Here is a 24191-nt window from a genome sequence, read left to right on the forward strand (position 1 = left end):
CTCAGGTCTGGGTGCCGCCGACCGTCACCTGATCCATGCGCAGATGCGGCTGGCCGACGCCGACGGGAACCCATTGGCCGGCCTTGCCGCAGTTGCCGATGCCGGTATCGAGCTTCATGTCGTTGCCGATCATCGACACCCGCTTCATCGCATCCGGACCGTTGCCGATCAGCATCGCGCCCTTGATCGGCGCGCCGACCTTGCCGTTCTCGATCAGATAGGCCTCGGTGCAGCCGAAGACGAACTTGCCGGAGGTGATATCCACCTGGCCGCCGCCGAAGGAGACGGCGTAGATGCCCTTCTTCACCGAGGCGATGATCTCCTCGGGCGTCTTGTCGCCGCCGAGCATATAAGTGTTGGTCATGCGCGGCATCGGCACATGGGCATAACCCTGGCGGCGGCCGTTGCCGGTCGGCGCCATGCCCATCAGCCGGGCATTCTGCCGATCCTGCATATAACCGACGAGCTTGCCGTTTTCGATCAGCACGTTGTAGGCAGACGGCGTACCCTCGTCATCGATGGTGATCGAGCCGCGGCGATTGTCGATCGTGCCGTCGTCGACGACGGTGACACCGGGAGCGGCGACCATCTGGCCGAGAAGGCCGGCGAATGCCGAGGTTTTCTTGCGGTTGAAATCACCTTCCAGCCCGTGACCGACCGCCTCGTGCAGCATCACGCCCGGCCAGCCCGAACCGAGCACCACGTCCATCGTGCCCGCCGGTGCATCGATCGCCTCGAGATTGACGAGCGCCTGGCGCAGCGCCTCGTCGGCGCCGTATTGCCAGCTGCCCTCGGCGATGAAGTCGCCGAAGCCGATGCGCCCGCCGTGGCCATAGGAGCCGCTCTCCTGCCGATCGCCTTCGCCGACCATCACCGAAATGTTGATGCGCGTCATCGGCCTGATGTCGCGCACACGATGCCCGTCGGCACGCAGGATGTCGACGACCTGCCAGCTTGCGGCGACCGAGGCCGTCACCTGCCGCACCTTGTCGTTCTTGCCCCTGAGATAGGCGTCGATGTCCTGCAGGACCTTGACCTTCTCCTCGAAGCTCGGCTGGCCGATCGGGTTCTCGTCGCTGTAGAATTTCTTGTTGGTGCCCTGGGGGGCTGCCGCATAGGAACCGGAATAGCCGCGTGTCACCGCGCCGACGGCATCGGCCGCCCGCTTCAGCGCCGCCACCGAGAGATCGCCGGCATGGGCATAGCCGACCGCTTCGCCGGCAACGGCGCGCAGGCCGAAACCCTGTTCGGTGTTGAAGCTGCCGCCCTTGAGCCGGCCATTGTCGAAGGTCAGCGCTTCCGCCTGCGCATGCTCGATGAACAGTTCGCCGTCATCGGCGCCGGACAGGGCCTCGGCGACGTGTTTGCGCATCGTCGCTTCATCGGCATCGAAAAGCGTCAGGAGATCGGTGGTCATGGTATGGCTCCAATGGGCATGCGTTCAGGAGTACACTTACTCCCTAGATAGGGCTCCACATAATAGGGAGTGAAGCCCTGCCGTCGAATTATTCTTTGTTGGGCAGGATGATGTGGCGAGACGGAATGTACCATGCGATGAGTAGGTGGGGAACGGAGAGGGCGCGGCGCAATCTCTTCTCCCCTCGGGGAGAAGGTGCCGGCAGGCGGATGAGGGGGCCGTACGGCACATCTTACACGTAAACCCTATTCTCGGTACGCCAAAGATAACACCGTGTCCCAAGATCCTGAGCACAGTCGAGACGGTGCCCGCGCGGTCGAAGCTCGCATGGACTTTGTTGAAAAGACCGGCTTCGCCGGCCCCCTCATCCGCCCTACGGGCACCTTCTCCCCGCTGGGGAGAAGAGGGAATCGAGACGTCGCGACTAGCCTGCGCTCACGGCAGGGCGTCGAAACCTTCGGCGAAGCCCTTGAGGTCGACGGGGATGCCGATGCCTTCTTCCGGGGTCTGGAAGACGATGAAGGTGGCCTGGGCGCCGCTGCGGAAGGTCTTGAGCAACTCGTCCTCGAGCACGACTTCTGCATAGCAGCCGTCGGCGAAGCAGCGGACGAAATAGGCGCGGCCGATATCCTTGCCGTCGACATTGAGCCCCAGGCCGTTCGGCAGCAGCACGCCGAGCGGCGCCAGCACCCTGAGAATCTTCGACTTGCGGTCGGCCGTCTTCAGGACGACGACGGAAAGCCCGACCTCCGGCCGATCCTCGGCGATGACGTTTTGCATCAGCGCGCATTGTTCGGTCGCAGCGCCTGCCGGCTTGTCGCAGACGACAGACCATGCGCCATGATTGGACTTTACCGTGCCGGGCGCCGGCGGCTGCGTCTGGCCGGGCATCACCTGTTCGACATTCGGTTTGGCGGCGCTCGGCTGTTGCGGCGCCGGAGCAGGGGTCGGCGCCGGCGCGGAAGCGGGGGGCTTGGCCTGTGACGGCGTGGGTTGCTGCTGTGCGAAAACGGGCGTCGTCGCTGCGGCCGCGATGCTGGCAGTCAGGAGAAGTGACTGCGCGAGGGAACGGAAACCCATGGAAACCTCTGGATATCGAATCATTGCGGCTATTGTTGAAGCTGCCCACCAAAAATGAAAAGCCCCACCCCGTGAAAACCGGGGGACTGCGGCGGAAATTGGACCTTTGCGAAATAATGTGTCGCGCGCGGATTGGCCGGAAAGCCGATTTTTCATATGCTGATGAAAAACTTGGGATGTTTTGCCGTTCTGGCCTGCCTATGCTTTGAGCAAAAATGCCGCATAGACAATTGCTCTGACCTGTTGCGGCGAATGCCAAACTGTGGTTTGAAGCGCTGAAGATGGCAAGGATTCTGCGTTCTATTTTGCAGGTCAAGCGCTCGAGGGAGATTATAAGGTGATGAAGAAGGCTTATGCAGCCCTGACCACGCTGGTCTGTCTGCTTTTTGCTTCCGGCACATATGCCGACCAGCCCATGCCGTGGCAGGCGACGCTGCAGCCGGCGGCAACGCCGATCATGCGGGAAATCCACTGGTTCGAACAATATACCCTGTGGTTTATCGTTCCGATCACGCTCTTCGTTCTGGTCCTGCTCATCGTCGTCTGTTTCAAGTTCCGCGCCAGCGCGAACCCGGTTCCCTCGAAGACGAGCCACAACACGATGATCGAGATTGCCTGGACCGTGGGGCCGGTCCTGGTGCTTCTTCTGCTCGCCATTCCTTCGTTCAACCTGCTGACCGCGCAGCTGACGCTGCCGGAAAATCCCGACGTGACGATCAAGGCGACCGCCACCCAGTGGCAGTGGAACTACGAATATGAAGGTTCGGGCGAAAGCCCGCTCGCTTTCGATTCCTACCTGCTGAAGGATCAGGACCGCGCGGCCGCCGGCAAGGAAGACAAGTCGATCTATCCCAGACTTCTTGCCGTCGACAACGAACTGGTCCTGCCGGTCAACAAGACGGTCCGCGTTCTCGTGACCTCTGCGCCGACCGACGTCATCCACGCCTTCGCCATGCCTTCCTTCGGCGTCAAGATCGATGCCGTGCCGGGCCGCCTGAACGAGACCTGGTTCAGGGCCGAGCGCGAAGGCCTGTTCTACGGCCAGTGTTCCGAGCTCTGCGGCAAGGACCATGCGTTCATGCCGATCGCCATCCGCGTCGTCTCCGAGGACAAGTATAAGCAGTGGCTGACCGCAGCCGCCAGCGACCTGCCCGGCGCCTACAAGACACTCATGGCAGCAACCGATGGTCCCGCAAAGACCCTCGACGTCGCCGAAGCACAGTAATTAAGGGGATCGGGACAATGGCTGGACCTTCCGCTCACGACGATCATTCTCATGATCACGCCCATCATGACCACGCGCATGATGATCACCACGATCACGGGCACAAGCCGAGCTTTGCCAATCGCTGGCTGTTCTCGACCAACCACAAGGACATCGGCACGCTCTACCTGATCTTCGCGATCATTGCCGGCATCATCGGCGGCGCGCTGTCGGTTGCCATGCGCATGGAGCTGCAGGAGCCGGGCATCCAGATCTTCCACGGCCTGGCCTCGATGGTCTACGGCTATGAAGGCGATGCCGCGATCGACGGCGCCAAGCAGATGTTCAACATGTTCACGACAGCGCACGCGCTGATCATGATCTTCTTCATGGTCATGCCGGCGATGATCGGTGGTTTCGCCAACTGGATGGTGCCGATCATGATCGGCGCCCCCGACATGGCCTTCCCGCGCCTCAACAACATTTCCTTCTGGCTGATCGTTCCCGCCTTCGCGCTGCTGCTGCTGTCGATGTTCGTCGAAGGCCCGGCAGGCGCCTATGGCACGGGCGGCGGCTGGACGATGTATCCGCCGCTGGCCACAACCGGCACGCCGGGACCGGCGGTCGATCTTGCGATCTTTGCGCTGCACATTGCCGGCGCCTCGTCGATCCTCGGTGCGATCAACTTCATCACCACGATCCTCAACATGCGCGCTCCCGGCATGACGCTGCACAAGATGCCGCTGTTTGCCTGGTCCGTGCTGATCACCGCCTTCCTGCTGCTGCTGTCGCTGCCGGTTCTGGCAGGCGGCATCACCATGCTGCTGACCGACCGTAACTTCGGCACCTCCTTCTTCTCTCCGGAAGGCGGCGGCGACCCGATCCTCTACCAGCACCTGTTCTGGTTCTTCGGTCACCCCGAGGTCTACATCCTCATCCTGCCGGGCTTCGGCATGGTCAGCCACATCATCTCGACCTTCTCGAAGAAGCCGATCTTCGGCTACCTCGGCATGGCCTACGCCATGGTCGCGATCGGCGCCGTCGGCTTCGTCGTCTGGGCCCACCACATGTACACGGTCGGCCTGTCGCTCGACGCGCAGCGCTACTTCGTCTTCGCGACGATGGTCATCGCCGTTCCGACGGGCGTGAAGATCTTCTCCTGGATCGCGACGATGTGGGGCGGCTCGATCTCGTTCCGCACGCCGATGCTCTGGGCGATCGGCTTCATCTTCCTGTTCACGGTCGGCGGCGTCACCGGCGTCCAGCTTGCCAATGCCGGTCTCGACCGCTCGCTGCATGACACCTATTACGTCGTGGCCCACTTCCACTACGTTCTGTCGCTCGGCGCCGTCTTCGCGATCTTCGCCGGCTGGTACTACTGGTTCCCGAAGATGACCGGCTACATGTATAACGAGCTGGTCGGCAAGCTGCATTTCTGGATCATGTTCATCGGCGTCAACCTGGTGTTCTTCCCGCAGCACTTCCTCGGCCTCGCCGGCATGCCGCGCCGCTACATCGACTATCCGGATGCTTTTGCCGGCTGGAACTATGTTTCCTCGATCGGCTCCTACATCTCGGCCTTCGGTGTGCTGATCTTCCTCTATGGCGTCTTCGAAGCCTTCGCCAAGAAGCGCGTCGCCGGCGACAATCCGTGGGGTGAGGGTGCAACGACGCTCGAATGGCAGTTGCCTTCGCCGCCGCCCTATCACCAGTGGGAACAGCTTCCGCGCATCAAGTAATTTGCGCGGACGTCAGGACGCCGCATTGATACGGCGTCCTGATGGTAAGACATTCAGGACGGAATGATGACGGTCATCGACAATCACGAGGTGCTTGCAAAGGACGGCGAATTGTCGGAAGCGAGTGCGCGCGATTATTTCGAATTATTGAAGCCACGGGTCATGTCGCTCGTGGTCTTCACTGCCTTTGCCGGTCTCGTGCTGGCGCCGGGCCACATCCATCCCGTTCTCGGCCTGATCGCCATTCTCTGCATCGCCGTCGGCGCCGGCGCCTCCGGCGCGCTGAACATGTGGTATGACGCCGATATCGACGCCATCATGAGCCGCACCGCCAACCGTCCGATCCCGGCCGGCCGTATCGCGCCTTCCGAGGCGCTCGCCTTCGGCCTGGTGCTGTCGGGCTTTTCGGTGGTGATTCTCGGCCTTGCGGTCAACTGGCTCTCGGCCGGCATCCTCGCCTTCACCATCTTCTTCTATGCCGTCGTCTACACCATGTGGCTGAAGCGCTCGACGCCGCAAAACATCGTTATCGGCGGTGCCGCCGGCGCCTTCCCGCCGATGATCGGCTGGGCTTGCGTGACCAACAGCGTGACGATCGAGAGCACCGTTCTCTTCCTCATCATCTTCCTGTGGACGCCGGCGCATTTCTGGGCGCTTGCCCTCTTCAAGATGCGCGATTACGAGGCCGTCGGCGTGCCGATGCTGCCGAACGTCGCCGGCGAACGGGTGACCAAGCATCAGATCGTCGCCTATGCGGTGCTGACCGCCGTCTGCGCGGTCTTGCCGTCCATCCTCGGCTTTGCGAGCTTCGGTTATGGCCTCGTTGCCGCCGCCCTCGGCGCGATCTTCATATACTGTTCCATCGCCGTCTGGCGCATGCCCGACGGCGATCTGAAGATGATCCCGGCGAAGAAGCTCTTCGGCTTCTCGATCTTCTATCTTTTCGCCGTGTTCTCCGCCTTGATGATCGACCGGCTGGCCTCGCTGCTGGTCTCGCATGCGGGAGGTTGGTTCTGATGGAATTGGTCAAGCTTACCGAAGCGCAGCGCAAGTCGCGCCGCAACCGCAACGTCGCCCTCGGCCTGGTGCTTGCCGGCCTCGTCATTCTCTTCTACGCGATCACCATCGTGAAGATCGGCGGGGGAATGGCTGGATGAGCGACAACGCCGGTACACCGAAGAAGCAGGGCCGCAACAACGGCGCCGTCGTGATGATGTGCCTGAGCTTCGTCTTCGGCATGGGCGCGATGAGCTATGCCGCCGTGCCGCTCTACCGCATCTTCTGCCAGGTGACCGGCTATAACGGCACGACGCAGCGCGTCGACCAGGTGTCGAGTGTCGTGCTCGACCGCACGATGCGCGTGACCTTCGACGCCAATGTCGCGCCCGGCCTGCAATGGGAATTCAAGCCGGTCCAGCGCGAGGTCAATCCGAAGATCGGCGAAACGATCCAGGTCAATTTCACGGCCGAGAATCGTTCCAACGAGACCCAGCGCGGCCAGGCGGTTTTCAACGTCACGCCTGGCGAAGCGGGCGTCTATTTCAACAAGGTGCAATGTTTCTGCTTTACGGAAACGGACCTGAAGCCGGGCGAAAAGCTCGACATGCCTGTCGTGTTCTACATCGATCCTGAAATCGTCAAGGCCGTGGAATCCAAGGATATCCATACGGTTACGCTGTCATATACGTTCTACCCGAAAGAGGGTCCGAAGCCGGTGGCTTCGAATGAGGGTGGAGCGGAGAAGATTGAAAAGAAACTTTGATCAAGGCTCGTTTCCGGCTATGCCGGGAGCGGAGTGAAGGAAGACATCCGGGGATAGCTACATGGCCGATGCTCACCAGAAGAATCACGACTATCACATCATCGATCCGAGCCCGTGGCCGATTATCGCTTCGCTCGGCGCCTTCATCATGGCGATCGGCGGCGTCTGCTACATGCGCTACCTGAACGGCGGTTCGTTCAAGGTCGCCGGTGCGGAACTCGCCAATCCCTGGCTCTTTTATATCGGCTTCGCGCTGGTTCTCTACGTGATGTACGGCTGGTGGGCCGATACGGTGAAGGAAGCCCATGAGGGCGCCCACACCCGCGTCGTCTCGCTGCACCTGCGCTACGGCATGATCATGTTCATCGCTTCGGAAGTGATGTTCTTCGTCGCCTGGTTCTGGGCCTATTTCGACGCCAGCCTCTATCCGAACGAAGCGATCCAGGCCTCGCGCCTGCTCTATACCGGCGGCACCTGGCCGCCGAAGGGCATCGAAGTTCTCGATCCCTGGCACCTGCCGATCTACAACACCGTCATCCTGCTTTTGTCGGGCACGACGGTCACCTGGGCGCACCATGCGCTGCTGCACAACGACCGCAAGGGCCTGATCCAGGGCCTGACGCTGACGGTGCTGCTCGGCGTGTTGTTCTCCAGCGTCCAGGCCTATGAATATGCCCACGCGCCCTTCGCCTTCAAGAATTCGATCTACGGCGCGACCTTCTTCATGGCGACCGGCTTCCACGGTTTCCACGTCCTCGTCGGCACGATCTTCCTGGGTGTCTGCCTGATCCGCGCGCTGCGCGGCGACTTCACCCCGAAGCAGCATTTCGGCTTCGAGGCGGCCGCCTGGTACTGGCACTTCGTCGACGTCGTCTGGCTGTTCCTGTTCTTCTGCATCTACGTCTGGGGCGGCTGGGGCGCACCTGTCGCAGCCGGCTGATCGGAACGAAACTTGAGAAAAGGTGGGCCTCGTGCCCGCCTTTTTTGTTGGCAAATCTCGTTTTGCTTGGCCTCGTGCCACGGCTGTTCGGTTCGCGCGGCTGCCCCTCACCCTAACCCTCTCCCCGTAAAAACGGGGAGAGGGGACGTGCCATACGAGACGCGAGAGGGGGACGGAGAGGGCGCGGCATGTCCCTTCGCCCCGTTTACGGGGGTCCGAAGGACGGTGCCGGCAGGCGGATGAGGGGCTGCCTTCGGCAATCTCTTCGGTCGAGGTAAGGCCGCCGTGCCCGCTTTTATCGCCTCAGCGCGCCCCGGCGATCCTTTCGAAAGCCGAGGGCTCGGGAATACCGAGATCCAACTGATGGCGGATCGCTTCGGCGCATTCGAGCGGTGTCAGCACTGAGGTATCGACCTCCATGTCGTAGATGCCGGGCCGATGCACCGCGTCCTGCCAGCGTTGCACCGGTTCCGGGACGGGTACGTCTTCGGTGGCGCTGAGATAAAGCGTCTCGCGCCCTTCTTGGACAATGTCGCGTCGCTGCATGATCGTCTCGATCGGACAGCGCACGCCGACGAACAGCACGGGAAAGTCTTCCAGTCGCCGGGCGCAATCGCCGAGGATGCCGAGCGGCTGCGAATAGCTGTCATGGTGGCCGAGATCGGCGATGACATTGAGGCCCAGGCTGGCATGGATGGCGATCGATTCGTAGAGCGCCGCATAAAAGAACGGCACCAGTTCCTCCAGGTCCGGCCGTTCGCCGCCCGGCCGCAGTCCGATGCCCGGAAGGTAGCGCTTCGGTGTCATGGCATTGTAGCTGTCGACGCCGAGGTTGATCCACGGCCCCTCGAAGTGTTCCTGTACTGCGCGCGCGATGCTTGATTTGCCGCTCCGCGGCGCGCCGTTCAGGATAATGATCTGCACGGAATGGCTATCATCGGTCATCAGTCTTCTTCTTCTTCTGTTTGGCGCGAATCACTACAGCGCCGCGCGACTTTTCAGACGCAGCAAGGACGCTGTAACACTTTGAATTGCTGATAGTTCCTCACATCGATTCCGATGTGAGGAACTATCAGCGGGACGAAATCACGCAGGCATTTCCCTTCGTCCTGCGAATACTTTATGGGAGAGTTAAGGCAGCATTGAAGAAGCCGCGGCCGCCAGGATCGCTATAAGGAATGCCATGAACGAGGACAGCGCCCATTTTCCGCCCGTCGATCCGGTGAAAACTGGCATCAAGGGCTGCTGCCCGCGCTGCGGCCAGGGCAAGCTGTTCGATGGCCTGCTCGGCGTAAAGCCGCGCTGCGCCGCCTGCGGCCTCGATTATTCCTTTGCCGATTCCGGTGACGGGCCCGCCGTCTTCGTCATTCTCATCGTCGGCTTCATCGTCATCGGCATGGTGCTGTGGCTGCAGGTGAATTACGGGCCGCCCATCTGGGTGCATATCCTGCTTTTTGCTCCACTGACGATCGTCCTGTCGCTGCTGACGCTGCGCTGGTTCAAGGGCATCCTGATCGCCATGCAATACCGTCATAATGCCCGCGAAGGACGCCTGAGTGACTGAAATAGTGCATGTAACGCCGCGCCGCCGGCTGCCAGTTTTCACCGGCATCCTGGTGCTGATCGCCCTTGCCATCCTGATTTCGCTCGGCACCTGGCAGGTGGAACGCCTCCACTGGAAGGAAGGCCTGCTCGCCGATATCGCCGCGCGGCAGGCAGCAAGCCCCGTGCCGCTTGCCGACATCGAGGCTATGGCGGCGACAGGCGGCGACATCGAATACCGCAAGGTCACCGCCAGCGGCCGCTATATCAACAACAAGGAGCGGCACTTCTTCGCCACCTGGCGCGGCCAGACCGGCTATTACATCTATACCCCGCTGGAGCTTGCCGACGGGCGCATTCTCTTCGTCAACCGCGGCTTCGTTCCCTTTGACAACAAGGAGCCGGAAATGCGCATGCAGGGCCAGTTGACGGATCAGCAGACCGTCACCGGCCTGGCGCGCGAAAAGCTTCCCGGCAAGCCCTCCTGGGTGGTGCCCGACAACGACGTCGCCAAGAACATCTTCTACTGGAAGGATCTCGACGTCATGGCCGCGAGCGTCGGGCTGGAGAAAGCGAGCGTCATTCCCTTTTTCGTCGATGCCGATTCCACCCCCAATCCGGCCGGCCTGCCGATCGGCGGCGTCACCCAGGTGGATCTGCCGAACGACCATCTGCAATATGCTTTCACCTGGTACGGGCTTGCCGCCGTGCTGGTCGTCGTGGTGGCGATCTCCTGGTTCCGCAAGGGCGCCAAGACACCTCAGCAATAGTATCACTTCAATTCTCGACCATATTGGGCTAGAGGTCGCTAAATCTCTCAACCCGGAACAGACATGAATATTGCGGCGAAACCTCCTTTGACGATCAGGCTCTGCGGCCCGCGCGGCTTCTGCGCCGGCGTCGACCGCGCCATCCAGATCGTCGTGCTGGCGCTGAAATCCTATGGCGCGCCGGTCTATGTGCGCCACGAGATCGTTCACAATCGCTATGTCGTCGAGGGGCTGGAGGCCAAGGGCGCCGTCTTCGTCGAGGAGCTGGACGAGATCCCGGCCGAACATCGCGCCCAGCCGGTGGTCTTCTCCGCCCATGGCGTGCCGAAATCCGTGCCGGAGGATGCGGCAAGCCGCAACCTCTTCTATCTCGACGCCACCTGCCCGCTGGTTTCCAAGGTCCACAAGCAGGCGATGCGCCACAATCGCCTCGGCCGCCATGTCGTGCTCATCGGCCATGCCGGCCATCCCGAAGTGATCGGCACGATGGGGCAATTGCCGGAGGGGTCCGTCTCGCTGATCGAGACGATTGAGGATGCCGATGCCTATGTCCCTGTTGATCCCGATAATCTCGGCTATGTCACCCAGACGACGCTGTCGGTCGACGATACCGCCGGCGTCATCACCCGCCTGCACGAGCGCTTCCCGAACCTGACGGCGCCGGCAGCGGACTCGATCTGTTATGCGACGACCAACCGCCAGGAAGTGGTGAAGCAGGCAGCCCCGGGCTGCGATCTCTTCATCATCGTCGGCGCGCCGAATTCGTCCAATTCCAAGCGCCTCGTCGAAGTGGCGCTCAGGGCAGGGGCGAAGAAATCCATTCTCGTGCAGCGCGCCGCCGAGCTCGACTGGGACGAGATCGGCGCGATTTCGACGCTCGGCCTCTCCGCCGGCGCCTCGGCCCCCGAGGTCATCGTCAACGAGATCATCGAGGCTTTCCGCGCCCGCTTCGACGCCCGCGTCGAACTGGCCGAAACGGTGCAGGAAACCGAAAATTTCCTCGTCAACCGCGAACTGCGTAGCATCGAGCTGACGGCGGCCGACATGGCTTTCGTCAACGGTTAGATCGGCCTTTCGGCCTGGCGTCCACTCCGGCAAATCCAATATCAACAAGGCATGAAGGGCGAGACCTCACTTGGCAGTCTATACCGATATCGCCGAAGACGATCTGAAATGGTTCCTGACGGAATATGACGCAGGCACGCTGCTTTCCTACAAGGGCATTGCCGAAGGCGTCGAAAACTCCAACTTCCTGCTTCACACCTCCAAGGACCCGCTGATCCTGACGCTCTATGAAAAGCGGGTGGAAAAGAGCGACCTGCCTTTCTTCCTCGGCCTGATGCAGCATCTTTCCGCTCGCGGCCTGTCCTGCCCGCTGCCGCTGCCGCGCCGCGACGGCGCGCTGCTCGGCTCGCTGTCCGGCCGTCCGGCGGCGCTGATCTCCTTCCTCGAAGGCATGTGGCTGAGAAAGCCGGAGGCGAAGCACTGCCGCGAGGTCGGCAGGGCGCTGGCCGAGATGCATGTGGCGGGCGACGGTTTTGAGCTGAAGCGGGCGAATGCGCTGTCGATCGACGGCTGGCGGGGGCTGTGGGAGAAATCCGAGGCGCGCGCCGGCGAGGTCGAGCCTGGCCTGCAGAATGAGATCCGCAGCGAACTCGATTTCCTCTCCGCCGCCTGGCCGAGTGGCCTGCCGGCCGGCGTCATCCACGCCGACCTCTTCCCCGACAACGTCTTCTTCCTCGGCGACCAGCTCTCCGGCCTGATCGATTTCTATTTCGCCTGCAACGACCTGCTCGCCTATGACGTCTCGATCTGCCTGAATGCCTGGTGCTTCGAGAAGGACGGCGCCTATAACATCACCAAGGGCACGGCGATGCTCGAGGGTTACCAGAGCGTCCGGCCGTTGAGCGACGCCGAAATCGCTGCCCTGCCGGTGCTGTCGCGTGGGTCGGCGCTGCGGTTCTTCCTGACCCGGCTCTATGACTGGCTGACGACGCCTGAGGGAGCCATGGTCACCAAGAAGGACCCGCTCGAATATCTCCGCAAGCTGCGGTTCCACCGCCAGATCAAAACGCCGGCCGAATATGGATTGAGCCTATGAAACACGTCGATATTTTTACCGACGGCGCATGCTCCGGCAATCCCGGCCCCGGTGGCTGGGGCGCCGTGCTGCGTTATGGCGACGTCGAAAAGGAGCTTTGCGGCGGCGAGGCGGATACGACCAACAATCGCATGGAACTGCTGGCGGCGATCTCGGCGCTATCGGCCTTGAAAAGCCCTTGCGAGGTCGATCTCTATACCGACAGCGCCTATGTCAAGGACGGCATTTCCAAGTGGATTTTCGGCTGGAAGAAAAACGGCTGGAAGACCGCCGATAAGAAGCCGGTGAAGAATGCCGAGCTCTGGCAGGCGTTGGAGGCGGCCCGCGACCGCCACAAGGTGACGCTGCACTGGGTCAAGGGCCACGCCGGCCACCCGGAAAACGAACGCGCCGACGAACTCGCCCGCCGGGGCATGGAGCCTTTCAAGAAGGGCAAGGCGGTTTCGTTTTAAGTAGCGGCCGTTTCCTCGAGCTCTTGACGGAGAAGAGAGGAATACGGCGCTGCCACACACCTCTTCTCCCCAGCGGGGGTCCGAAGGACGGGTCGAGACCCGCGGCTCGACCCCGGTCGGTGCCGGCAGGCGGTTGAGGGGGTGAGCGGCAAAGCCGCGAATGCGCTGAGCGTTAGCGAAGGGCAATGAATGGTGTGCTGTGCGGCCCCCTCATCCGACCCTTCGGGCCACCTTCTCCCCGCGGGGGAGAAGAGGGAGCCAGCAGCGCGCCCGAACCTCTTTCAAGCCGCCTGCTGCTGCGGCGCCGTCGCGGCGCCCTGGATCAGCCGGTGCAAATATTCGAGCTTGGCCACGACGGGCGAGGACAGCACGAAGGGGTAGGAGTCCGGCTGGCCCATGCTGCGCTGGATGGCGTTGATCGCCAGGCTGAGCGGCACCCAGGCGCTGACCAGCTGTTCGGCGCTTCTTGCCCGGTAAGGGATGAAATCCACCTCGCCTGATATTTCCTCATGGCCGCTCGGATCGATGGCGATGCCGAAGGCGCGCGCGGTTTCGAGCGTATCGACGATATGGAGGTAATGCGCGAAGCATTCGGCGAAATCCTCCCAGGGGTGCGACGCCGCATAGGCGCTGATGAAATTGTCCTGCCATCCCAAGGGCGCGCCGCCGGCATAATGGTTCTGCAGGGCTGTCGCATAATCCTGCCGTTCGTCGCCGAAGACCGTGCGGAAATCGGCAAGGCCGCCCCGATCGCGCACCAGTTTATTCCAGATGAAATGGCCGGCCTCGTGGCGGAAATGGCCGAGCAGCGTGCGATAGGGTTCGTTCATCGAGCTGCGCGCCTGTTCGCGCGTCGCATCGTCGGCCTCAGCGGCGCGGATGGTGATCAGGCCTTCCTCATGGCCGGTCATGGCCGGCACGATATAGCCGTTGCTCTCTATCGAATCCTCGAGGAAATCGAAGACCAGGCCGCCTTGCGGATCTTGCGCCCGATCCGGATGCGGCAGCTTCCAGCGCAGCAGCGAATAAAACAGATGACGCTGCGCCTGGCTGATGCGCCGCCAGCGATCGATGCCGTCCTGGGTATCGGTGTTCGGAACCAGCCGGTTATGGCGGCAGGCAACGCAGAATTCACTCTCGCCGTCGCCGTCCACCAGCCAGTTGCAGATGTCGAGGCCGGCATTGGCGCAGAAGCGGACGTCGCGATCGGGATCGGAAACGAGCTGCCAGAGCGTCTCGTCGCGCGGCTCCAGCGCATGCATCGCCAGATCGCCTGGCAGGAAGCCGAGGCGATGGTTGCAACGCACGCATCGACGGTTGTCGAAGTGGACGACCTGATCGCAATTGTCGCAGGCAAAAAGCTTCATCTTGTCTATCTCTGCAAAGCATGAGGGTGGGGGATCAAAAATGCCTGCCGCGCGAGGGGCGCAGCAGGCATGGTGATAAAGGATGAGCGTCTACTGCGCATTCCTTAACTCGGAATCACAGCGTCTTTGCGTGTGTGAAGAGACGCTGTCGCTCAGAGCCGGTCGACGGCGCCCTTGAGCTTGTCCTTGACCTTGCCGGTTGCGACTTGTCCCTTGCCCTTGGCTTCCTGGACGGCGCCCTTGGCCTGCATCTCGCGATCGTCCGTCGCCTTGCCGACGGCCTGCTTGGTCTTGCCGGCAATTTCGTTTGCCTTACCGGAAATCTTGTCGCTGGTGCTACCCATCTTGTGATGTCTCCTTGGTCGGCATGGGCCTTTTGTCCATGCTTGCCGAAATGAAACGTCACTCTTGGCTATTCGTTCCCGCTGCCGTCAGGTCAGCTGCCGTCAGGCCAGCCTCTCAAGCATGGCCCGCTTCGGCCGACAGCATGGCAGCGGTCACGCCCATGCCGGCGAGCGCCCGCTCGTATTTGTCGTCGAGGCTGCGGTCGAAGATCAATTCCTCGTTGGCCGGGCAGGTGAGCCAGCCATTGTTGACGACCTCGTTTTCGAGCTGGCCGGCGGCCCAGGAGGAATAGCCGAGCAGCATCGTTGCCCGCGTCGGCCCGTCGCCCTTGGAGATGGCGCGGACGATGTCGAGCGTCGCCGTCAGGCAGATGTCGTCGCTGACGGGGATCGAGGAGTCGCTGGCATAATCGTCCGAATGCAGCACGAAGCCGCGGCCGCTTTCCACCGGGCCGCCGGTCTGAATCGGGAATTCGCGGGCCCGTTTCGGCAGCACGATCGAATCTTCCTGCTTGATCATGTCGAGATGCAGCAGCACATCGGTGAAGGTAAGGCTCTGCGGACGGTTGATGACGAAGCCCATGGCGCCGGCATCCGAATGCGCGCAGATGTAGATGACAGTGCGCGCAAAATTGCGGTCTTCCATGCCCGGCATGGCGATGAGGAACTGGCCATCGAAGAAGCCACGTTCCCGTCTGTTCTTCAGCGTTGATAAGGACATCGTTCCTCCTGCTGCCAGACCGCACCAAGGCCTCGACAAGAGAAACATGGGCCAATGTCACACATCAATCAACTGAAAATGAAGATTTAAATCGCTGCGACTTCTGGCGGCCAAACAGCAGTTTCGGTAAACCTTTGTTCCATGATGATTATTTCCTTGGCCCCGCGCCGGTTTTTAATTGCGGCCGTCTCAATGGCCGCAGCCCTTGTGCCGTTTTCTACCATTCATGCGGAAATGAGCGCCTGGGCGGACAACGACGGCGGCCGCATGCGCCTCGTGGCGCTCGCGCCCGATGCCGCCGGCAAAATCCGCGCCGCCCTTCAGATCGAGCCGAAACCCGGCTGGATCACCTATTGGAAAGAGCCCGGCAACAGCGGCATTCCGCCGCAAATCACCATCACGGCGGAGAGCGGGGTCACGCTCGATGCCATCGCCTATCCCGTTCCGAAACATTTTTTCAACGGCGGCATCGAGGATATCGCCTATGACGCGCCGGTGACGCTGCCGCTGTCGCTGACGGCGGCCGGCAAAGGCCCGGTTGCGATCGACGCTTCCGCCTTCATCGGCATCTGCAAGGATATCTGCATTCCCTTCCAGGCGAATTTTCAGCTGAAGCTTGGCCCCGCCATGCAGTCGCATCCTGAGGAGGAGGCGATCCTCCAGGCGGCCGATGCGAGCCTGCCGAAGCCGCCATCGGTGGATTTCGGCGTGACGGCGCATGCGATGTCGCCTGACAGGAAGACGCTGTCGCTGACGTTGGCTCTGCCGGGCGGGGGGCCGGGCGAGGGCAGGGCCGCGCCCGATATCATCGTCACCGGTCCGAGCGGCTATGCCTTCACCAAGCAGATCGGCGGCAAACGCGACGGCGCCGCCTTCAAGGTCGATGTGCCAATCGGCAAGCTGCCGAAGGATTACGACATATCGGGCAAGCAATGGAACGTGCTGGTGATCGACGGCGAGAAGGCGATGGAGACGACGCTTGCCTTCGAATGACCGGCCTTGCCTTTCAATGATGGGCTCCTATAGTCGCCTCCGATCCCGTGCGGCGCCCGCCGCCGCCAAGCAGAACCGCCAAATCCAGAACTCAAGGAGAAGACCATGACCATCGCGATCGGCGACAAGCTTCCTGCCGCCACCTTCAAGGAAAAGACGGCTGACGGCCCGGTCGAAATCACCACCGATCAGCTCTTCGCCGGCAAGCGCGTCGTGCTCTTTGCCGTGCCGGGCGCGTTTACGCCGACCTGCTCGCTGAACCACCTGCCGGGTTATCTCGAAAACCGCGACACCATCCTTGGCAAGGGCGTCGACGACATCGCCGTCGTCGCCGTCAACGACTGGCACGTGATGGGCGCCTGGGCGCAATCCTCCGGTGGCATGGGCAAGATCCACTTCCTCGCCGATTGGGATGCCGGCTTCACCAAGGCCGTCGGCCTCGACGCCGACCTCTCCGCCGGCGGCCTCGGCCTCCGCTCCAAGCGTTATTCGATGCTGGTGGAAGACGGCGTCGTCAAAGCCCTCAACGTCGAGGAAAGCCCCGGCCAGGCAACCGTCTCGGGTGCGGCCGCAATGCTGGAACAGCTCTGAGCTTCGAGCAAGATCTGCCCCTCCCCAACCCCTCCCCACAAGGGGGAGGGGCTTAACGTGCAGCGCTCGTCGTCCGCGCCATTGAACGTCGATTGTGCGGTTGGTCTATTTGTTTGCGAGGCGGGTGCCACAGCTTAGCCCCTCCCCCTTGTGGGGAGGGGTTGGGGAGGGGTTGTCCGAAAGCTGGACGGGGAAAGCCCCGGCAAGCGGCGGCGAAGGACGGGGCTAGATACGTGGCTCGACCCAGGCAGAGGTGCCGGCAGGCGGATGGAGCGTCCGAGACTCCAATCGCAACTAGGATGGAAGCGACTGCGATCCCCTCCGCCTCATCGTCAGAACAGCGACGAGCCCACAAAGACCCAGCACCACCAGCGGCGGAATTGCATGCGCATATTCGCCGTGGAACAGAACCGTGCCCGCGGCGGCCAGCATCACCGCACTTCCGAGCAGTGAACCGTAGAGGCGGAGCGGTTTGAAGATGAGCATGACGGCGGTCGTGAATTCACAGATGGCGGTCAGATAGTGAAAGCTTTCCGGATAGCCCCAGCGGGCGTAGTCCGCGGCAATTTCGGGGCTGACGAAGGTGTTGCCATAGGCGCCGACGAAGAAGAAGGCAGCAAGCAGCCAGGCAATGACGTTTGCCAGGGATAGGTTGACGAGAGACATAGGGGGCGACCTCAATGCGACGGCGCTTGGAGCGCGAGAGTGCGGCGCGCCAAACGCCAGCCCTCCGGCGTCCGCCGTAGCCGGTCGGTATAGGTCACGCTCGCCACTGCGCCGCTCGGCAACAGACCAAGCCCCTTCGAGACGGCGACGAGCTCGTCGCCCGCGCCTTCCTGAACGTGCACATTCGTCGTGTGATGGGCCGTCGCATGGCCGTCCTGGCTGGCCATATGGCAGATCGCTGCAATGCCTGTGACCGGCGCAAAGCCGAAAACGCCCGCGTCGAAATGTGCATCCTCGGTAAAGACTTCACCGAACCTGTCCCACGCATGATTGTCGACGAGGTGTGCCCAGAGCGAGAGGATCTGGTTGATCTCGACGATGTCATCGGTCGTTGGTTTCATGTTTCATGGTCCTTGAAAGGGGAAGGGGTGCGAATTCGCGATCGCGGCGAAAAGGCGGATGCCGCGTTCTCAGGACGCAACATCCCCGTGTCGCTGAACGGTCCGGCGCATGCCGGGTTATCCAAGCGCGGGGCCGCGGGCCGTCACCAGTTGATCGGGCCATTGGTGTTGAAAAACTGGCCGGTCGGTCCGGCATCATCCAGCAAAGCATATTTGACCGGGGCCTGAACGCCGTCTTCAATCGTGATGTAGCCGCCGCCTCTGTTCAATTCGGTCATGACATAGCCGGGGCAGACGGCGTTCACCTTGATCGGTGTATCTTTCAGCTCAAGGGCAAGCTGCACGGTCAGCATGTTGACCGCCGCCTTGGAGGCGGCATAGCCAAGCCATTTGACATCGGGGGACGGATTGTTTGCATCGCCCGTCCACCAAAGCGAACCCACGCTGCTGGAAAGATTGACGATGCGCCCGCTGGCCGCCTTGCGGATCAGCGGCAACAGTTTCTGGGTCACGATCACCATTCCGATGAAATTGACCTCATAGGATTCACGCAGGGTTTCGACGGAGGCCACGCTGGGGAAATCGTCGGTGTCGAGCAGCAGGATTCCCGCATTGTTGATCAGGATGTCGAGCCTGCCGAACCGCTCGCCGATCGACGATGCGGCAGCGTCGATCGTCTCAGGCCGATTGAGATCGATCTCGATCGCCTCGACCGCCAATCCCTCCGCACGCAATGTTTCGGCCTTTGCCTGCCCGGCGGCAAGATCGCGTGCGCCGAGAAGGACGAAGACGCCCTCCCGGCCGAGCTGGCGCGCCGTTTCGAAACCAAGGCCGCGGGTCGCGCCGGTGACGAGCGCGATCTTTTGATGTGTGGACATTCTATCTCCCAAGCAGGCGCGCTCGCAGGGCGAGGCTGTTTGCAATGACGTTGCTCAGCAACGCATCGTGAAATTGCATGGGAAATTATGTCTGTCAATGACAAATGACACTAAGTGACATTTTGCTCGAAATGGACGATACCGGCAGCGCGATCGAAGAGATCGGTAAGTGACATTGCCGCTCCGCCATCCACCCAGCTGTTTATCGATGCCCGAATGAGCGCGAAAACCGTTCCCGCCACCGTATAGGCAACAACATCCGGGAGCGGAGACCGCCTGTCCGGCGAGGCGAGAATATGGGCGACTTCGTCGATCAGTTCGGCGATCATCTGTTCTTTTCGCGCGGAAATGCTCCTGTTGGAGCGGATCGCCGTCTCGATGGCGAGAAAGAAACGCGACTTTTCATCGAACGCCAAAAGCATCGTCCGCGCCGCGGCAAGAAGTGCGACAACCGGCGGTTCCGAGGCGAGCCGCTCCGTCAGATCCGCACGGACGATCGTCATGCCATCCTGCACCCAGCTGACGATCACATCCTCCTTTGTCGGGAAATAGCGAAGCAGGGTGCGGGGCGACACGCTGACGGCGGCCGCGATGTCGGCGACCGTCGTTTCTTCGAATCCACGCTTGTGGATCAGGTCCAACGCGGCCTCGAGCAACTGCGCTCGCGTGCGATCCTTCTTATCTTCCCGAAGTCCCAAGATTGTCTCCACGCTGACATGCGGCGCGGTTCTTTTGGCACATCATGCCATTTGTCGTCCAGCGACAGAAATGCGCTAATCCTTCACCGGCTCGCCGAGCGTATGCATCAGGCGGTTCGCCCAGCCGAAGATGGCCGAGGAGAGGACGAGATCGAGAGCCTCCAACTCGTCGAGCCCGACGTCCGCCAGCGCCTGCGCGTCGGCCGCGACCGCTTCGGGCGGCGTGGTCGACAGTCGGGCCGAAAAGTTGAAGATTTCCTGGAGGTGCTCGTCGAGCGTCGCCTCGAGACCATCGGCGAACACGGCTTCGATGACATCCGTGCGTTTTGTCAGATTGTTGAACCGGGATGCATGGACGGCGGCGCAGTAGACGCAGCGGTTGACGACGGAGGCGGCGACTGCACCCAGTTCGCGCTCGCTGGCCGCCAGTCCGTCCTTGCCGTACATGATCAGGTTGAACAGGGGTGAGCGGACCGCGAGCGTCTCGGGATCGTGCGCCAGGGTCAGCACATAGGGCGAGATGCCCTTGTTCGACGGCGTCGTCTGCATCGCCGCATGCTGCTCGTCGGTGGCGGTCGCGAAATCGACCGGAACGACATAGGGCTGCCAGCGCGGCACCGTGGTGGTGAAGGTGTGGACGACCTCGCTCATCGCATCTCTCCCAGCAGCTTCAGGCCGGCGAGAACCCGCACCTGGTAATTGACGAAAGCCGCAAGCTCCGCGAGCCGGACGATGTCGGCGTCGGTCACGCCGACCTGGCGCAATGTCTCCACATGGGTCCGCGTGGCGTCGCGCGGCGCGACCGTGAGCCGGTCGGCATGGCGAACGATCTCGGCGGTGCGCGGGTCCGACACGTTCGTGTCCGGCTCGGCGAGCAAGGCTGTCGCCGGTTCGTCGGCACGGGCAACGAGCGTGTCGTAGTGGCTTGCGAGCGCCGGGCTGCGGTTGTGGCGCGCCATGCGGGCGGCGAGCGCAGCCCTCAGGCCGTGCGACAGTCCGCCGGGATCGCGTGGCAGAAGCACTGCGTCGTGGGCCGCTTCACTGAGGCGCAGGATCTCGGCGCGTTTGCCCATGGCTTCCGCGAGCGCGGAACCCGGCCTCACAGAGGCAAGAGTTTCGATGAGTGTCAAAACAAGCTCCTCAATACGTCAGCGGACATAGGTGTTAGGTAGGCCCGACCTCTCATTATGTCAAACTGGAATGATAAACAGTCTTTGATGTGAATTTTTTATCTACAGCCAGTCGTCAAATGAGAATTGCCATGCTTTACTGACATGAAGGAGAGTGTTTGATGTCCATTATGCATTCTAACTCTTTCGATATCCGGCAGCTTGAAGCCTTCGCAGCGGTGATGTCCGCCGGCAGCGTGACCGGGGCGGCGCGACTGCTCGGCCGGTCGCAGCCGGCCGTAACGCGGCTCATCCAGGATCTGGAGGCCGATATCGGCTATGCGCTGCTGCATCGAAGCGGCCCGCGCATCAGCCCGACCGCGCGTGGTCTGCTCTTTCACGCCGAGGTGGAACGCCATCTCGCCAGCTTGGCCCACATCCGCGAGCGGGCGAATGCCATCGGTCTTGATGAGCCGCCGTCACTGACGATCGCAGCCACGCCGTCGCTTGCGGCCGGCGTGCTGCCGCAGGCGATCGCGGCCGTCGCGCCAGGCCTGATACCACGTCATCTCCATGTGCAGGCGCTAGCGGCCGAGAACGTCGTGCAGGCCGTGCTCGCCCGCTCGGCGGACTTCGGGATCTCAAGCCTGCCGCTGGAACATCCCGGCCTCGACGTGCACTGGATTGCCGAAGCGCCCTGCGTCGTCGCTCTCGCCGCCAACGATCCGCTGGCCAACGATGACATGGTGCGTCTTTCCGATCTCGCCGAGCGCCGCATCATCACGCTCGCCAATCCCTACCGCCTGCGGCACCGCATCGACGAGGCCCTGGAGCGGGCGGGTGTGACGCCGCAACGGATGATCGACGTCAACGCCTCGCTGACGGCCCTGACGATGGTCCGGGCCGGATTGGGCGTCGCCATCGTCGAGCCGGCAACGGTCTGCGGCGTTCCGCTCGAGGGGATCGTGATGCGCGTCCTCGACCACACCATCCCCTTCCTGTTCGGCGCCATCTCGCCTGCCGCGATGCCGCTGACCCCGACGGTCGCCGCCGTGATCGATGCGGCCCGCGCCGTGGCGCTGGCGATGCCCGGTTGCCGGCTGCATGACGCAGGCGGCGTCGAAGCATTGGCCGACACCGTCTATGGCGGCAGCCCGATGACCGAGGACGTGCCGTCATGAGCGACCTCTCGATCTTTCCGAACAATCTCGAAGCGCTCGAGGCACGCCTGCGCCAGGACCTTGCCTGGCTGGAGCTGCCGGCCAAGTCATGGGTTCCGCCCCGCATCGTCGATGGCCAAGCGGTCGTCGACGTCGTGATCATCGGTGCCGGCATGGCTGGGCTCGTGGCCTCCGCCATGCTGAAGCGGCTCGGCGTCGCCAATCATATCGTTCTCGATAAGGCGCCCGCCGGAAGCGAGGGTCCCTGGGTCACCTTCGCCAGGATGCGAACCCTCCGCTCTCCCAAGCAGCTGACCGGGCCGGCAATGGGGCTGCCGGCGCTGACGTTCCGCGCCTATTACGAGGCGCGTCATGGCCGCGATGCCTGGACCGCGCTCGACCGGGCGCCGCGTGAGACATGGATGGATTACCTGGTCTGGTACCGGCGCGTGCTCGACCTGCCGGTGCGCAATGGGGTCGCCGTCGATGTCATTCGTCCGCGCGCCGACGGCCTGCTCGATGTCGTCTGCCGTCATGATGGCCGGTCCGAAACGACGATCGCGCGCCATGTGGTGCTGGCAACCGGCCGCGACGGCCTCGGCGGTCCCTTCGTACCGTCGATCGCCGACGATATCGATCGCAAGTTCTGGGCCCATACCGCCGACCCTATCGATTTCGCCGCATTGCGCGGCAAGCGGGTCGGCGTCATCGGGGCCGGCGCCTCGGCGATGGACAACGCCGCCACCGCGCTCGAGGCCGGCGCTGCCCGGCTCGACCTGTTCGTGCGCAGGACCGACCTGCCACGGATCAACAAGTTCACCGGCATCGGCAGCCAGGGCGTGGTGCACGGCTTTGCCGGTCTGCCGGATGACTGGAAGTGGCGCTTTCTCGACTATGCCATGCGCTCGCAGACGCCGCCTCCGCGCCCGAGCGTCCTGCGTGTCAGCGCATTCCCGCAGGCCCATCTCCATCTGAAAAGCCCGATCGATCGATTGCAGCAGCAAGGTGACCATATCGTTGTGACGACGCCGAAAGGCAGCTATCCCGTCGATTTCCTGATCTTCGGCACCGGCTTCAAGGTCGAGCTGACGAACCGGCCGGAACTCGCCGCCGTCGCATCCCATATCCGTCTCTGGCGCGACCGCTTCCCCGTGCCCGCGGACATGCGAAACGACGAGCTTGAAACCTCGCCCGACCTCGGCGACGCGTTCGAGTTCCTCGAGGCCGAGCCCGGCGCCTGCCCGGCGCTGGCCCGCATCCACTGCTTCAACTTCCCGGCCACGCTCAGCCACGGCAAGCTCACGGGCGATATTCCGGCGATCAGCGAAGGCGCCGACCGGCTCGCGCGCGGCATCGTCAGGGCGCTGTTCGTCGCCGACCGCGAGCGTCATTTCGCCGATCTCCAGGCCTTCGACACGCCCGAGCTGCTTGGAGACGAGTGGGCCGACGACGAGACCGCGACGTTTTCCGACCTATCTGCCGAAAGGACACCGACCCGAAATGCTTGAGATCAAAAACCTAAAGCTGTCCTACGGAAACACCCAGGTCCTGAACGGCGTCGATCTCTCGGTGAACCGCGGCGATGTGGTGTCGATCATCGGCCCCAGCGGCACCGGCAAGACGACGTTGCTGAAGTGCATCAACTATCTGGCCAGGCCGGCGTCGGGCACGATCGCCTTCGATCAGGTCAAGATGGATTACCGGAAACCGGACAACACTGCGGTCCAGGCGATCCGACTGCGGACGGCGATGGTCTTCCAGCAGTTCAACGTCTTCAAGAACATGACCGTCATTCAGAACGTGATGGATCCGCTGGTGGTCGTGCAGCGCAAGTCGAAGGACGAGGCGCGTTCGATCGCTTTGCAGGAGCTTGAGCGGGTCGGCCTTTCGAACAAGGTCGACAGCTACCCGTCCCAGCTTTCCGGCGGCCAGCTGCAGCGGACCGGCATTGCGCGGGCGCTGGCCGTCAAGCCGGATGTGATGCTCTTCGACGAACCGACGTCGTCGCTGGACCCCGAACTCGTCGGCGAGGTTTTGAAGGTGATCAGGGACGTCACGTCGTCAGGCATCACCTCGCTCCTCGTCACCCACGAGATGCAGTTCGCAAAGAATATCTCGAACCGCATCGTCTTCATGGATCGGGGCGTCGTCGCCGCTCAAGGCAGCCCTGCCGAGATCTTCGACACGCCCTCCAACCCGCGCCTTGCCCAGTTCCTGAATTCCGAACACTCGATCCAGTAAAGAAAGGATGCCTGA

The 24191-nt window shown here is 62.5% G+C and carries 28 protein-coding genes; 16 read left to right on the forward strand and 12 right to left on the reverse strand.

What is annotated here, in order from left to right:
• Position 1: 1 nt before the first annotated feature.
• Both tldD and J3P73_RS05755 read right to left on the reverse strand, forming a co-directional pair.
• On the reverse strand, positions 2 to 1417 hold the full coding sequence (gene tldD, locus J3P73_RS05750) for a metalloprotease TldD (RefSeq protein WP_024324009.1): 1416 nt from the start codon (positions 1415 to 1417) through the stop codon (positions 2 to 4).
• A gap of 435 nt (positions 1418 to 1852) precedes the next feature.
• On the reverse strand, positions 1853 to 2521 hold the full coding sequence (locus tag J3P73_RS05755; RefSeq protein ID WP_197726896.1) for an invasion associated locus B family protein: 669 nt from the start codon (positions 2519 to 2521) through the stop codon (positions 1853 to 1855).
• A 316-nt stretch (positions 2522 to 2837) separates the two neighbouring features.
• Here J3P73_RS05755 and coxB point away from each other — a divergent pair, with 316 nt between their 5' ends.
• The 6 genes from coxB (at position 2838) to J3P73_RS05785 (ending at position 8142) form a co-directional block, all read left to right on the forward strand.
• The gene (coxB, locus tag J3P73_RS05760; protein WP_029768350.1) at positions 2838 to 3722 is read left to right on the forward strand and encodes a cytochrome c oxidase subunit II; all 885 of its coding nucleotides are present in this window, start codon (positions 2838 to 2840) and stop codon (positions 3720 to 3722) included.
• Positions 3723 to 3739: 17 nt separating this feature from the next.
• Positions 3740 to 5440 (forward strand): cytochrome c oxidase subunit I, encoded by a 1701-nt coding sequence (ctaD, locus tag J3P73_RS05765; RefSeq protein WP_018069101.1) that lies wholly within the window; start codon positions 3740 to 3742, stop codon positions 5438 to 5440.
• A gap of 66 nt (positions 5441 to 5506) precedes the next feature.
• Positions 5507 to 6457, forward strand: a complete 951-nt coding sequence (locus J3P73_RS05770; RefSeq protein WP_130666932.1) for a heme o synthase — start codon at positions 5507 to 5509, stop codon at positions 6455 to 6457.
• Complete coding sequence (locus J3P73_RS05775) at positions 6457 to 6597, forward strand: hypothetical protein (protein WP_018069103.1); 141 nt, start codon at positions 6457 to 6459, stop codon at positions 6595 to 6597. Before J3P73_RS05770 ends, J3P73_RS05775 begins: the two co-directional genes overlap by 1 nt.
• Positions 6594 to 7202, forward strand: a complete 609-nt coding sequence (locus tag J3P73_RS05780; RefSeq protein WP_018485480.1) for a cytochrome c oxidase assembly protein — start codon at positions 6594 to 6596, stop codon at positions 7200 to 7202. Before J3P73_RS05775 ends, J3P73_RS05780 begins: the two co-directional genes overlap by 4 nt.
• A gap of 61 nt (positions 7203 to 7263) precedes the next feature.
• Positions 7264 to 8142 (forward strand): cytochrome c oxidase subunit 3, encoded by an 879-nt coding sequence (locus tag J3P73_RS05785; protein WP_018069105.1) that lies wholly within the window; start codon positions 7264 to 7266, stop codon positions 8140 to 8142.
• A 303-nt stretch (positions 8143 to 8445) separates the two neighbouring features.
• On the opposite strand, the gene J3P73_RS05790 is transcribed toward J3P73_RS05785, so the two are convergent.
• Positions 8446 to 9087, reverse strand: coding sequence for a chloramphenicol phosphotransferase CPT family protein (locus J3P73_RS05790; protein WP_024324038.1), 642 nt, complete (start codon positions 9085 to 9087; stop codon positions 8446 to 8448).
• Positions 9088 to 9325: 238 nt separating this feature from the next.
• On the opposite strand from J3P73_RS05790, the gene J3P73_RS05795 reads away from it, so the two are divergent.
• From J3P73_RS05795 to rnhA, 5 genes are all read left to right on the forward strand, one after another.
• Positions 9326 to 9706: a DUF983 domain-containing protein gene (locus tag J3P73_RS05795; protein WP_003557084.1), complete on the forward strand. Its 381-nt coding sequence runs from the start codon at positions 9326 to 9328 to the stop codon at positions 9704 to 9706.
• Positions 9699 to 10454: an SURF1 family protein gene (locus J3P73_RS05800; RefSeq protein WP_018495493.1), complete on the forward strand. Its 756-nt coding sequence runs from the start codon at positions 9699 to 9701 to the stop codon at positions 10452 to 10454. The genes J3P73_RS05795 and J3P73_RS05800 overlap by 8 nt, the downstream gene beginning before the upstream one ends.
• A 63-nt stretch (positions 10455 to 10517) precedes the next feature.
• The gene (gene ispH / locus J3P73_RS05805) at positions 10518 to 11519 is read left to right on the forward strand and encodes a 4-hydroxy-3-methylbut-2-enyl diphosphate reductase (protein WP_003545997.1); all 1002 of its coding nucleotides are present in this window, start codon (positions 10518 to 10520) and stop codon (positions 11517 to 11519) included.
• A gap of 70 nt (positions 11520 to 11589) precedes the next feature.
• Entirely contained in the window at positions 11590 to 12555 is a 966-nt protein-coding gene (locus J3P73_RS05810) for a homoserine kinase (RefSeq protein WP_130666655.1), read from the forward strand.
• A complete protein-coding gene (rnhA, locus tag J3P73_RS05815; protein ID WP_003545999.1) occupies positions 12552 to 13007 on the forward strand; it encodes a ribonuclease HI in 456 nt (151 codons plus the stop codon). The genes J3P73_RS05810 and rnhA overlap by 4 nt, the downstream gene beginning before the upstream one ends.
• Before the next feature lie 281 nt (positions 13008 to 13288).
• On the opposite strand, the gene J3P73_RS05820 is transcribed toward rnhA, so the two are convergent.
• From J3P73_RS05820 to J3P73_RS05830, 3 genes are all read right to left on the reverse strand, one after another.
• Positions 13289 to 14374 carry a zinc-binding metallopeptidase family protein gene (locus J3P73_RS05820; RefSeq protein WP_130661051.1) on the reverse strand — a complete coding sequence of 362 codons (1086 nt, stop codon included), beginning with the start codon at positions 14372 to 14374 and terminating at the stop codon, positions 13289 to 13291.
• 152 nt (positions 14375 to 14526) lie between these two features.
• The gene (locus J3P73_RS05825) at positions 14527 to 14718 is read right to left on the reverse strand and encodes a CsbD family protein (protein WP_003546001.1); all 192 of its coding nucleotides are present in this window, start codon (positions 14716 to 14718) and stop codon (positions 14527 to 14529) included.
• 115 nt (positions 14719 to 14833) lie between these two features.
• Positions 14834 to 15439 (reverse strand): YqgE/AlgH family protein, encoded by a 606-nt coding sequence (locus J3P73_RS05830; protein WP_018069111.1) that lies wholly within the window; start codon positions 15437 to 15439, stop codon positions 14834 to 14836.
• Positions 15440 to 15580: 141 nt separating this feature from the next.
• Between J3P73_RS05830 and J3P73_RS05835 the strand changes: the two genes are divergently transcribed.
• Both J3P73_RS05835 and J3P73_RS05840 read left to right on the forward strand, forming a co-directional pair.
• The gene (locus tag J3P73_RS05835) at positions 15581 to 16432 is read left to right on the forward strand and encodes a protein-disulfide reductase DsbD domain-containing protein (protein WP_131712382.1); all 852 of its coding nucleotides are present in this window, start codon (positions 15581 to 15583) and stop codon (positions 16430 to 16432) included.
• A gap of 105 nt (positions 16433 to 16537) precedes the next feature.
• Entirely contained in the window at positions 16538 to 17023 is a 486-nt protein-coding gene (locus tag J3P73_RS05840) for a peroxiredoxin (protein WP_011650769.1), read from the forward strand.
• Positions 17024 to 17317: 294 nt separating this feature from the next.
• Here the strand turns inward: J3P73_RS05840 and J3P73_RS05845 are convergent, their stop codons facing one another.
• From J3P73_RS05845 to J3P73_RS05870, 6 genes are all read right to left on the reverse strand, one after another.
• The gene (locus J3P73_RS05845; protein ID WP_130654794.1) at positions 17318 to 17689 is read right to left on the reverse strand and encodes a DoxX family protein; all 372 of its coding nucleotides are present in this window, start codon (positions 17687 to 17689) and stop codon (positions 17318 to 17320) included.
• Between the two features lie 11 nt (positions 17690 to 17700).
• Positions 17701 to 18090 (reverse strand): nuclear transport factor 2 family protein, encoded by a 390-nt coding sequence (locus J3P73_RS05850; RefSeq protein ID WP_018069113.1) that lies wholly within the window; start codon positions 18088 to 18090, stop codon positions 17701 to 17703.
• A gap of 143 nt (positions 18091 to 18233) precedes the next feature.
• On the reverse strand, positions 18234 to 18968 hold the full coding sequence (locus tag J3P73_RS05855) for an SDR family oxidoreductase (RefSeq protein WP_018069114.1): 735 nt from the start codon (positions 18966 to 18968) through the stop codon (positions 18234 to 18236).
• A gap of 110 nt (positions 18969 to 19078) precedes the next feature.
• Complete coding sequence (locus tag J3P73_RS05860; protein ID WP_207579792.1) at positions 19079 to 19666, reverse strand: TetR/AcrR family transcriptional regulator; 588 nt, start codon at positions 19664 to 19666, stop codon at positions 19079 to 19081.
• Between the two features lie 75 nt (positions 19667 to 19741).
• On the reverse strand, positions 19742 to 20317 hold the full coding sequence (locus J3P73_RS05865; protein WP_018069116.1) for a peroxidase-related enzyme: 576 nt from the start codon (positions 20315 to 20317) through the stop codon (positions 19742 to 19744).
• Entirely contained in the window at positions 20314 to 20796 is a 483-nt protein-coding gene (locus J3P73_RS05870) for a CMD domain-containing protein (protein WP_130721596.1), read from the reverse strand. The genes J3P73_RS05865 and J3P73_RS05870 overlap by 4 nt, the downstream gene beginning before the upstream one ends.
• Positions 20797 to 20957: 161 nt before the next feature.
• Between J3P73_RS05870 and J3P73_RS05875 the strand changes: the two genes are divergently transcribed.
• Genes J3P73_RS05875 through J3P73_RS05885 form a run of 3 tightly spaced genes read left to right on the forward strand, consistent with a single transcriptional unit; the run spans position 20958 to position 24176 of the window.
• Positions 20958 to 21956 (forward strand): LysR family transcriptional regulator, encoded by a 999-nt coding sequence (locus J3P73_RS05875; RefSeq protein ID WP_018069118.1) that lies wholly within the window; start codon positions 20958 to 20960, stop codon positions 21954 to 21956.
• Positions 21953 to 23443, forward strand: coding sequence for an NAD(P)-binding domain-containing protein (locus tag J3P73_RS05880; RefSeq protein ID WP_207579793.1), 1491 nt, complete (start codon positions 21953 to 21955; stop codon positions 23441 to 23443). The genes J3P73_RS05875 and J3P73_RS05880 overlap by 4 nt, the downstream gene beginning before the upstream one ends.
• Entirely contained in the window at positions 23436 to 24176 is a 741-nt protein-coding gene (locus J3P73_RS05885; RefSeq protein ID WP_024323025.1) for an amino acid ABC transporter ATP-binding protein, read from the forward strand. Before J3P73_RS05880 ends, J3P73_RS05885 begins: the two co-directional genes overlap by 8 nt.
• Positions 24177 to 24191: the final 15 nt, after the last annotated feature.

This window comes from Rhizobium ruizarguesonis (assembly GCF_017357285.1).
GTDB classification, from domain to species: domain Bacteria; phylum Pseudomonadota; class Alphaproteobacteria; order Rhizobiales; family Rhizobiaceae; genus Rhizobium; species Rhizobium ruizarguesonis.

Bases quoted from the DNA above. Each gene is read 5' to 3' on its own strand.
- rnhA (WP_003545999.1), top strand. From the start codon at position 12,552: ATGAAACACGTCGATATTTTTACCGACGGCGCATGCTCCGGCAATCCC.
- J3P73_RS05865 (WP_018069116.1), bottom strand. From the start codon at position 20,317: ATGAGCGAGGTCGTCCACACCTTCACCACCACGGTGCCGCGCTGGCAG.
- J3P73_RS05785 (WP_018069105.1), top strand. From the start codon at position 7,264: ATGGCCGATGCTCACCAGAAGAATCACGACTATCACATCATCGATCCG.
- J3P73_RS05770 (WP_130666932.1), top strand. From the start codon at position 5,507: ATGACGGTCATCGACAATCACGAGGTGCTTGCAAAGGACGGCGAATTG.
- J3P73_RS05820 (WP_130661051.1), bottom strand. From the start codon at position 14,374: ATGAAGCTTTTTGCCTGCGACAATTGCGATCAGGTCGTCCACTTCGAC.
- J3P73_RS05855 (WP_018069114.1), bottom strand. From the start codon at position 18,968: ATGTCCACACATCAAAAGATCGCGCTCGTCACCGGCGCGACCCGCGGC.
- J3P73_RS05845 (WP_130654794.1), bottom strand. From the start codon at position 17,689: ATGTCTCTCGTCAACCTATCCCTGGCAAACGTCATTGCCTGGCTGCTT.
- J3P73_RS05790 (WP_024324038.1), bottom strand. From the start codon at position 9,087: ATGACCGATGATAGCCATTCCGTGCAGATCATTATCCTGAACGGCGCG.
- coxB (WP_029768350.1), top strand. From the start codon at position 2,838: ATGAAGAAGGCTTATGCAGCCCTGACCACGCTGGTCTGTCTGCTTTTT.
- J3P73_RS05780 (WP_018485480.1), top strand. From the start codon at position 6,594: ATGAGCGACAACGCCGGTACACCGAAGAAGCAGGGCCGCAACAACGGC.
- J3P73_RS05850 (WP_018069113.1), bottom strand. From the start codon at position 18,090: ATGAAACCAACGACCGATGACATCGTCGAGATCAACCAGATCCTCTCG.
- J3P73_RS05775 (WP_018069103.1), top strand. From the start codon at position 6,457: ATGGAATTGGTCAAGCTTACCGAAGCGCAGCGCAAGTCGCGCCGCAAC.
- J3P73_RS05830 (WP_018069111.1), bottom strand. From the start codon at position 15,439: ATGTCCTTATCAACGCTGAAGAACAGACGGGAACGTGGCTTCTTCGAT.
- J3P73_RS05835 (WP_131712382.1), top strand. From the start codon at position 15,581: ATGATGATTATTTCCTTGGCCCCGCGCCGGTTTTTAATTGCGGCCGTC.
- J3P73_RS05755 (WP_197726896.1), bottom strand. From the start codon at position 2,521: ATGATTCGATATCCAGAGGTTTCCATGGGTTTCCGTTCCCTCGCGCAG.
- ctaD (WP_018069101.1), top strand. From the start codon at position 3,740: ATGGCTGGACCTTCCGCTCACGACGATCATTCTCATGATCACGCCCAT.
- J3P73_RS05840 (WP_011650769.1), top strand. From the start codon at position 16,538: ATGACCATCGCGATCGGCGACAAGCTTCCTGCCGCCACCTTCAAGGAA.
- J3P73_RS05795 (WP_003557084.1), top strand. From the start codon at position 9,326: ATGAACGAGGACAGCGCCCATTTTCCGCCCGTCGATCCGGTGAAAACT.
- J3P73_RS05875 (WP_018069118.1), top strand. From the start codon at position 20,958: ATGTCCATTATGCATTCTAACTCTTTCGATATCCGGCAGCTTGAAGCC.
- J3P73_RS05880 (WP_207579793.1), top strand. From the start codon at position 21,953: ATGAGCGACCTCTCGATCTTTCCGAACAATCTCGAAGCGCTCGAGGCA.
- ispH (WP_003545997.1), top strand. From the start codon at position 10,518: ATGAATATTGCGGCGAAACCTCCTTTGACGATCAGGCTCTGCGGCCCG.
- J3P73_RS05825 (WP_003546001.1), bottom strand. From the start codon at position 14,718: ATGGGTAGCACCAGCGACAAGATTTCCGGTAAGGCAAACGAAATTGCC.
- J3P73_RS05885 (WP_024323025.1), top strand. From the start codon at position 23,436: ATGCTTGAGATCAAAAACCTAAAGCTGTCCTACGGAAACACCCAGGTC.
- tldD (WP_024324009.1), bottom strand. From the start codon at position 1,417: ATGACCACCGATCTCCTGACGCTTTTCGATGCCGATGAAGCGACGATG.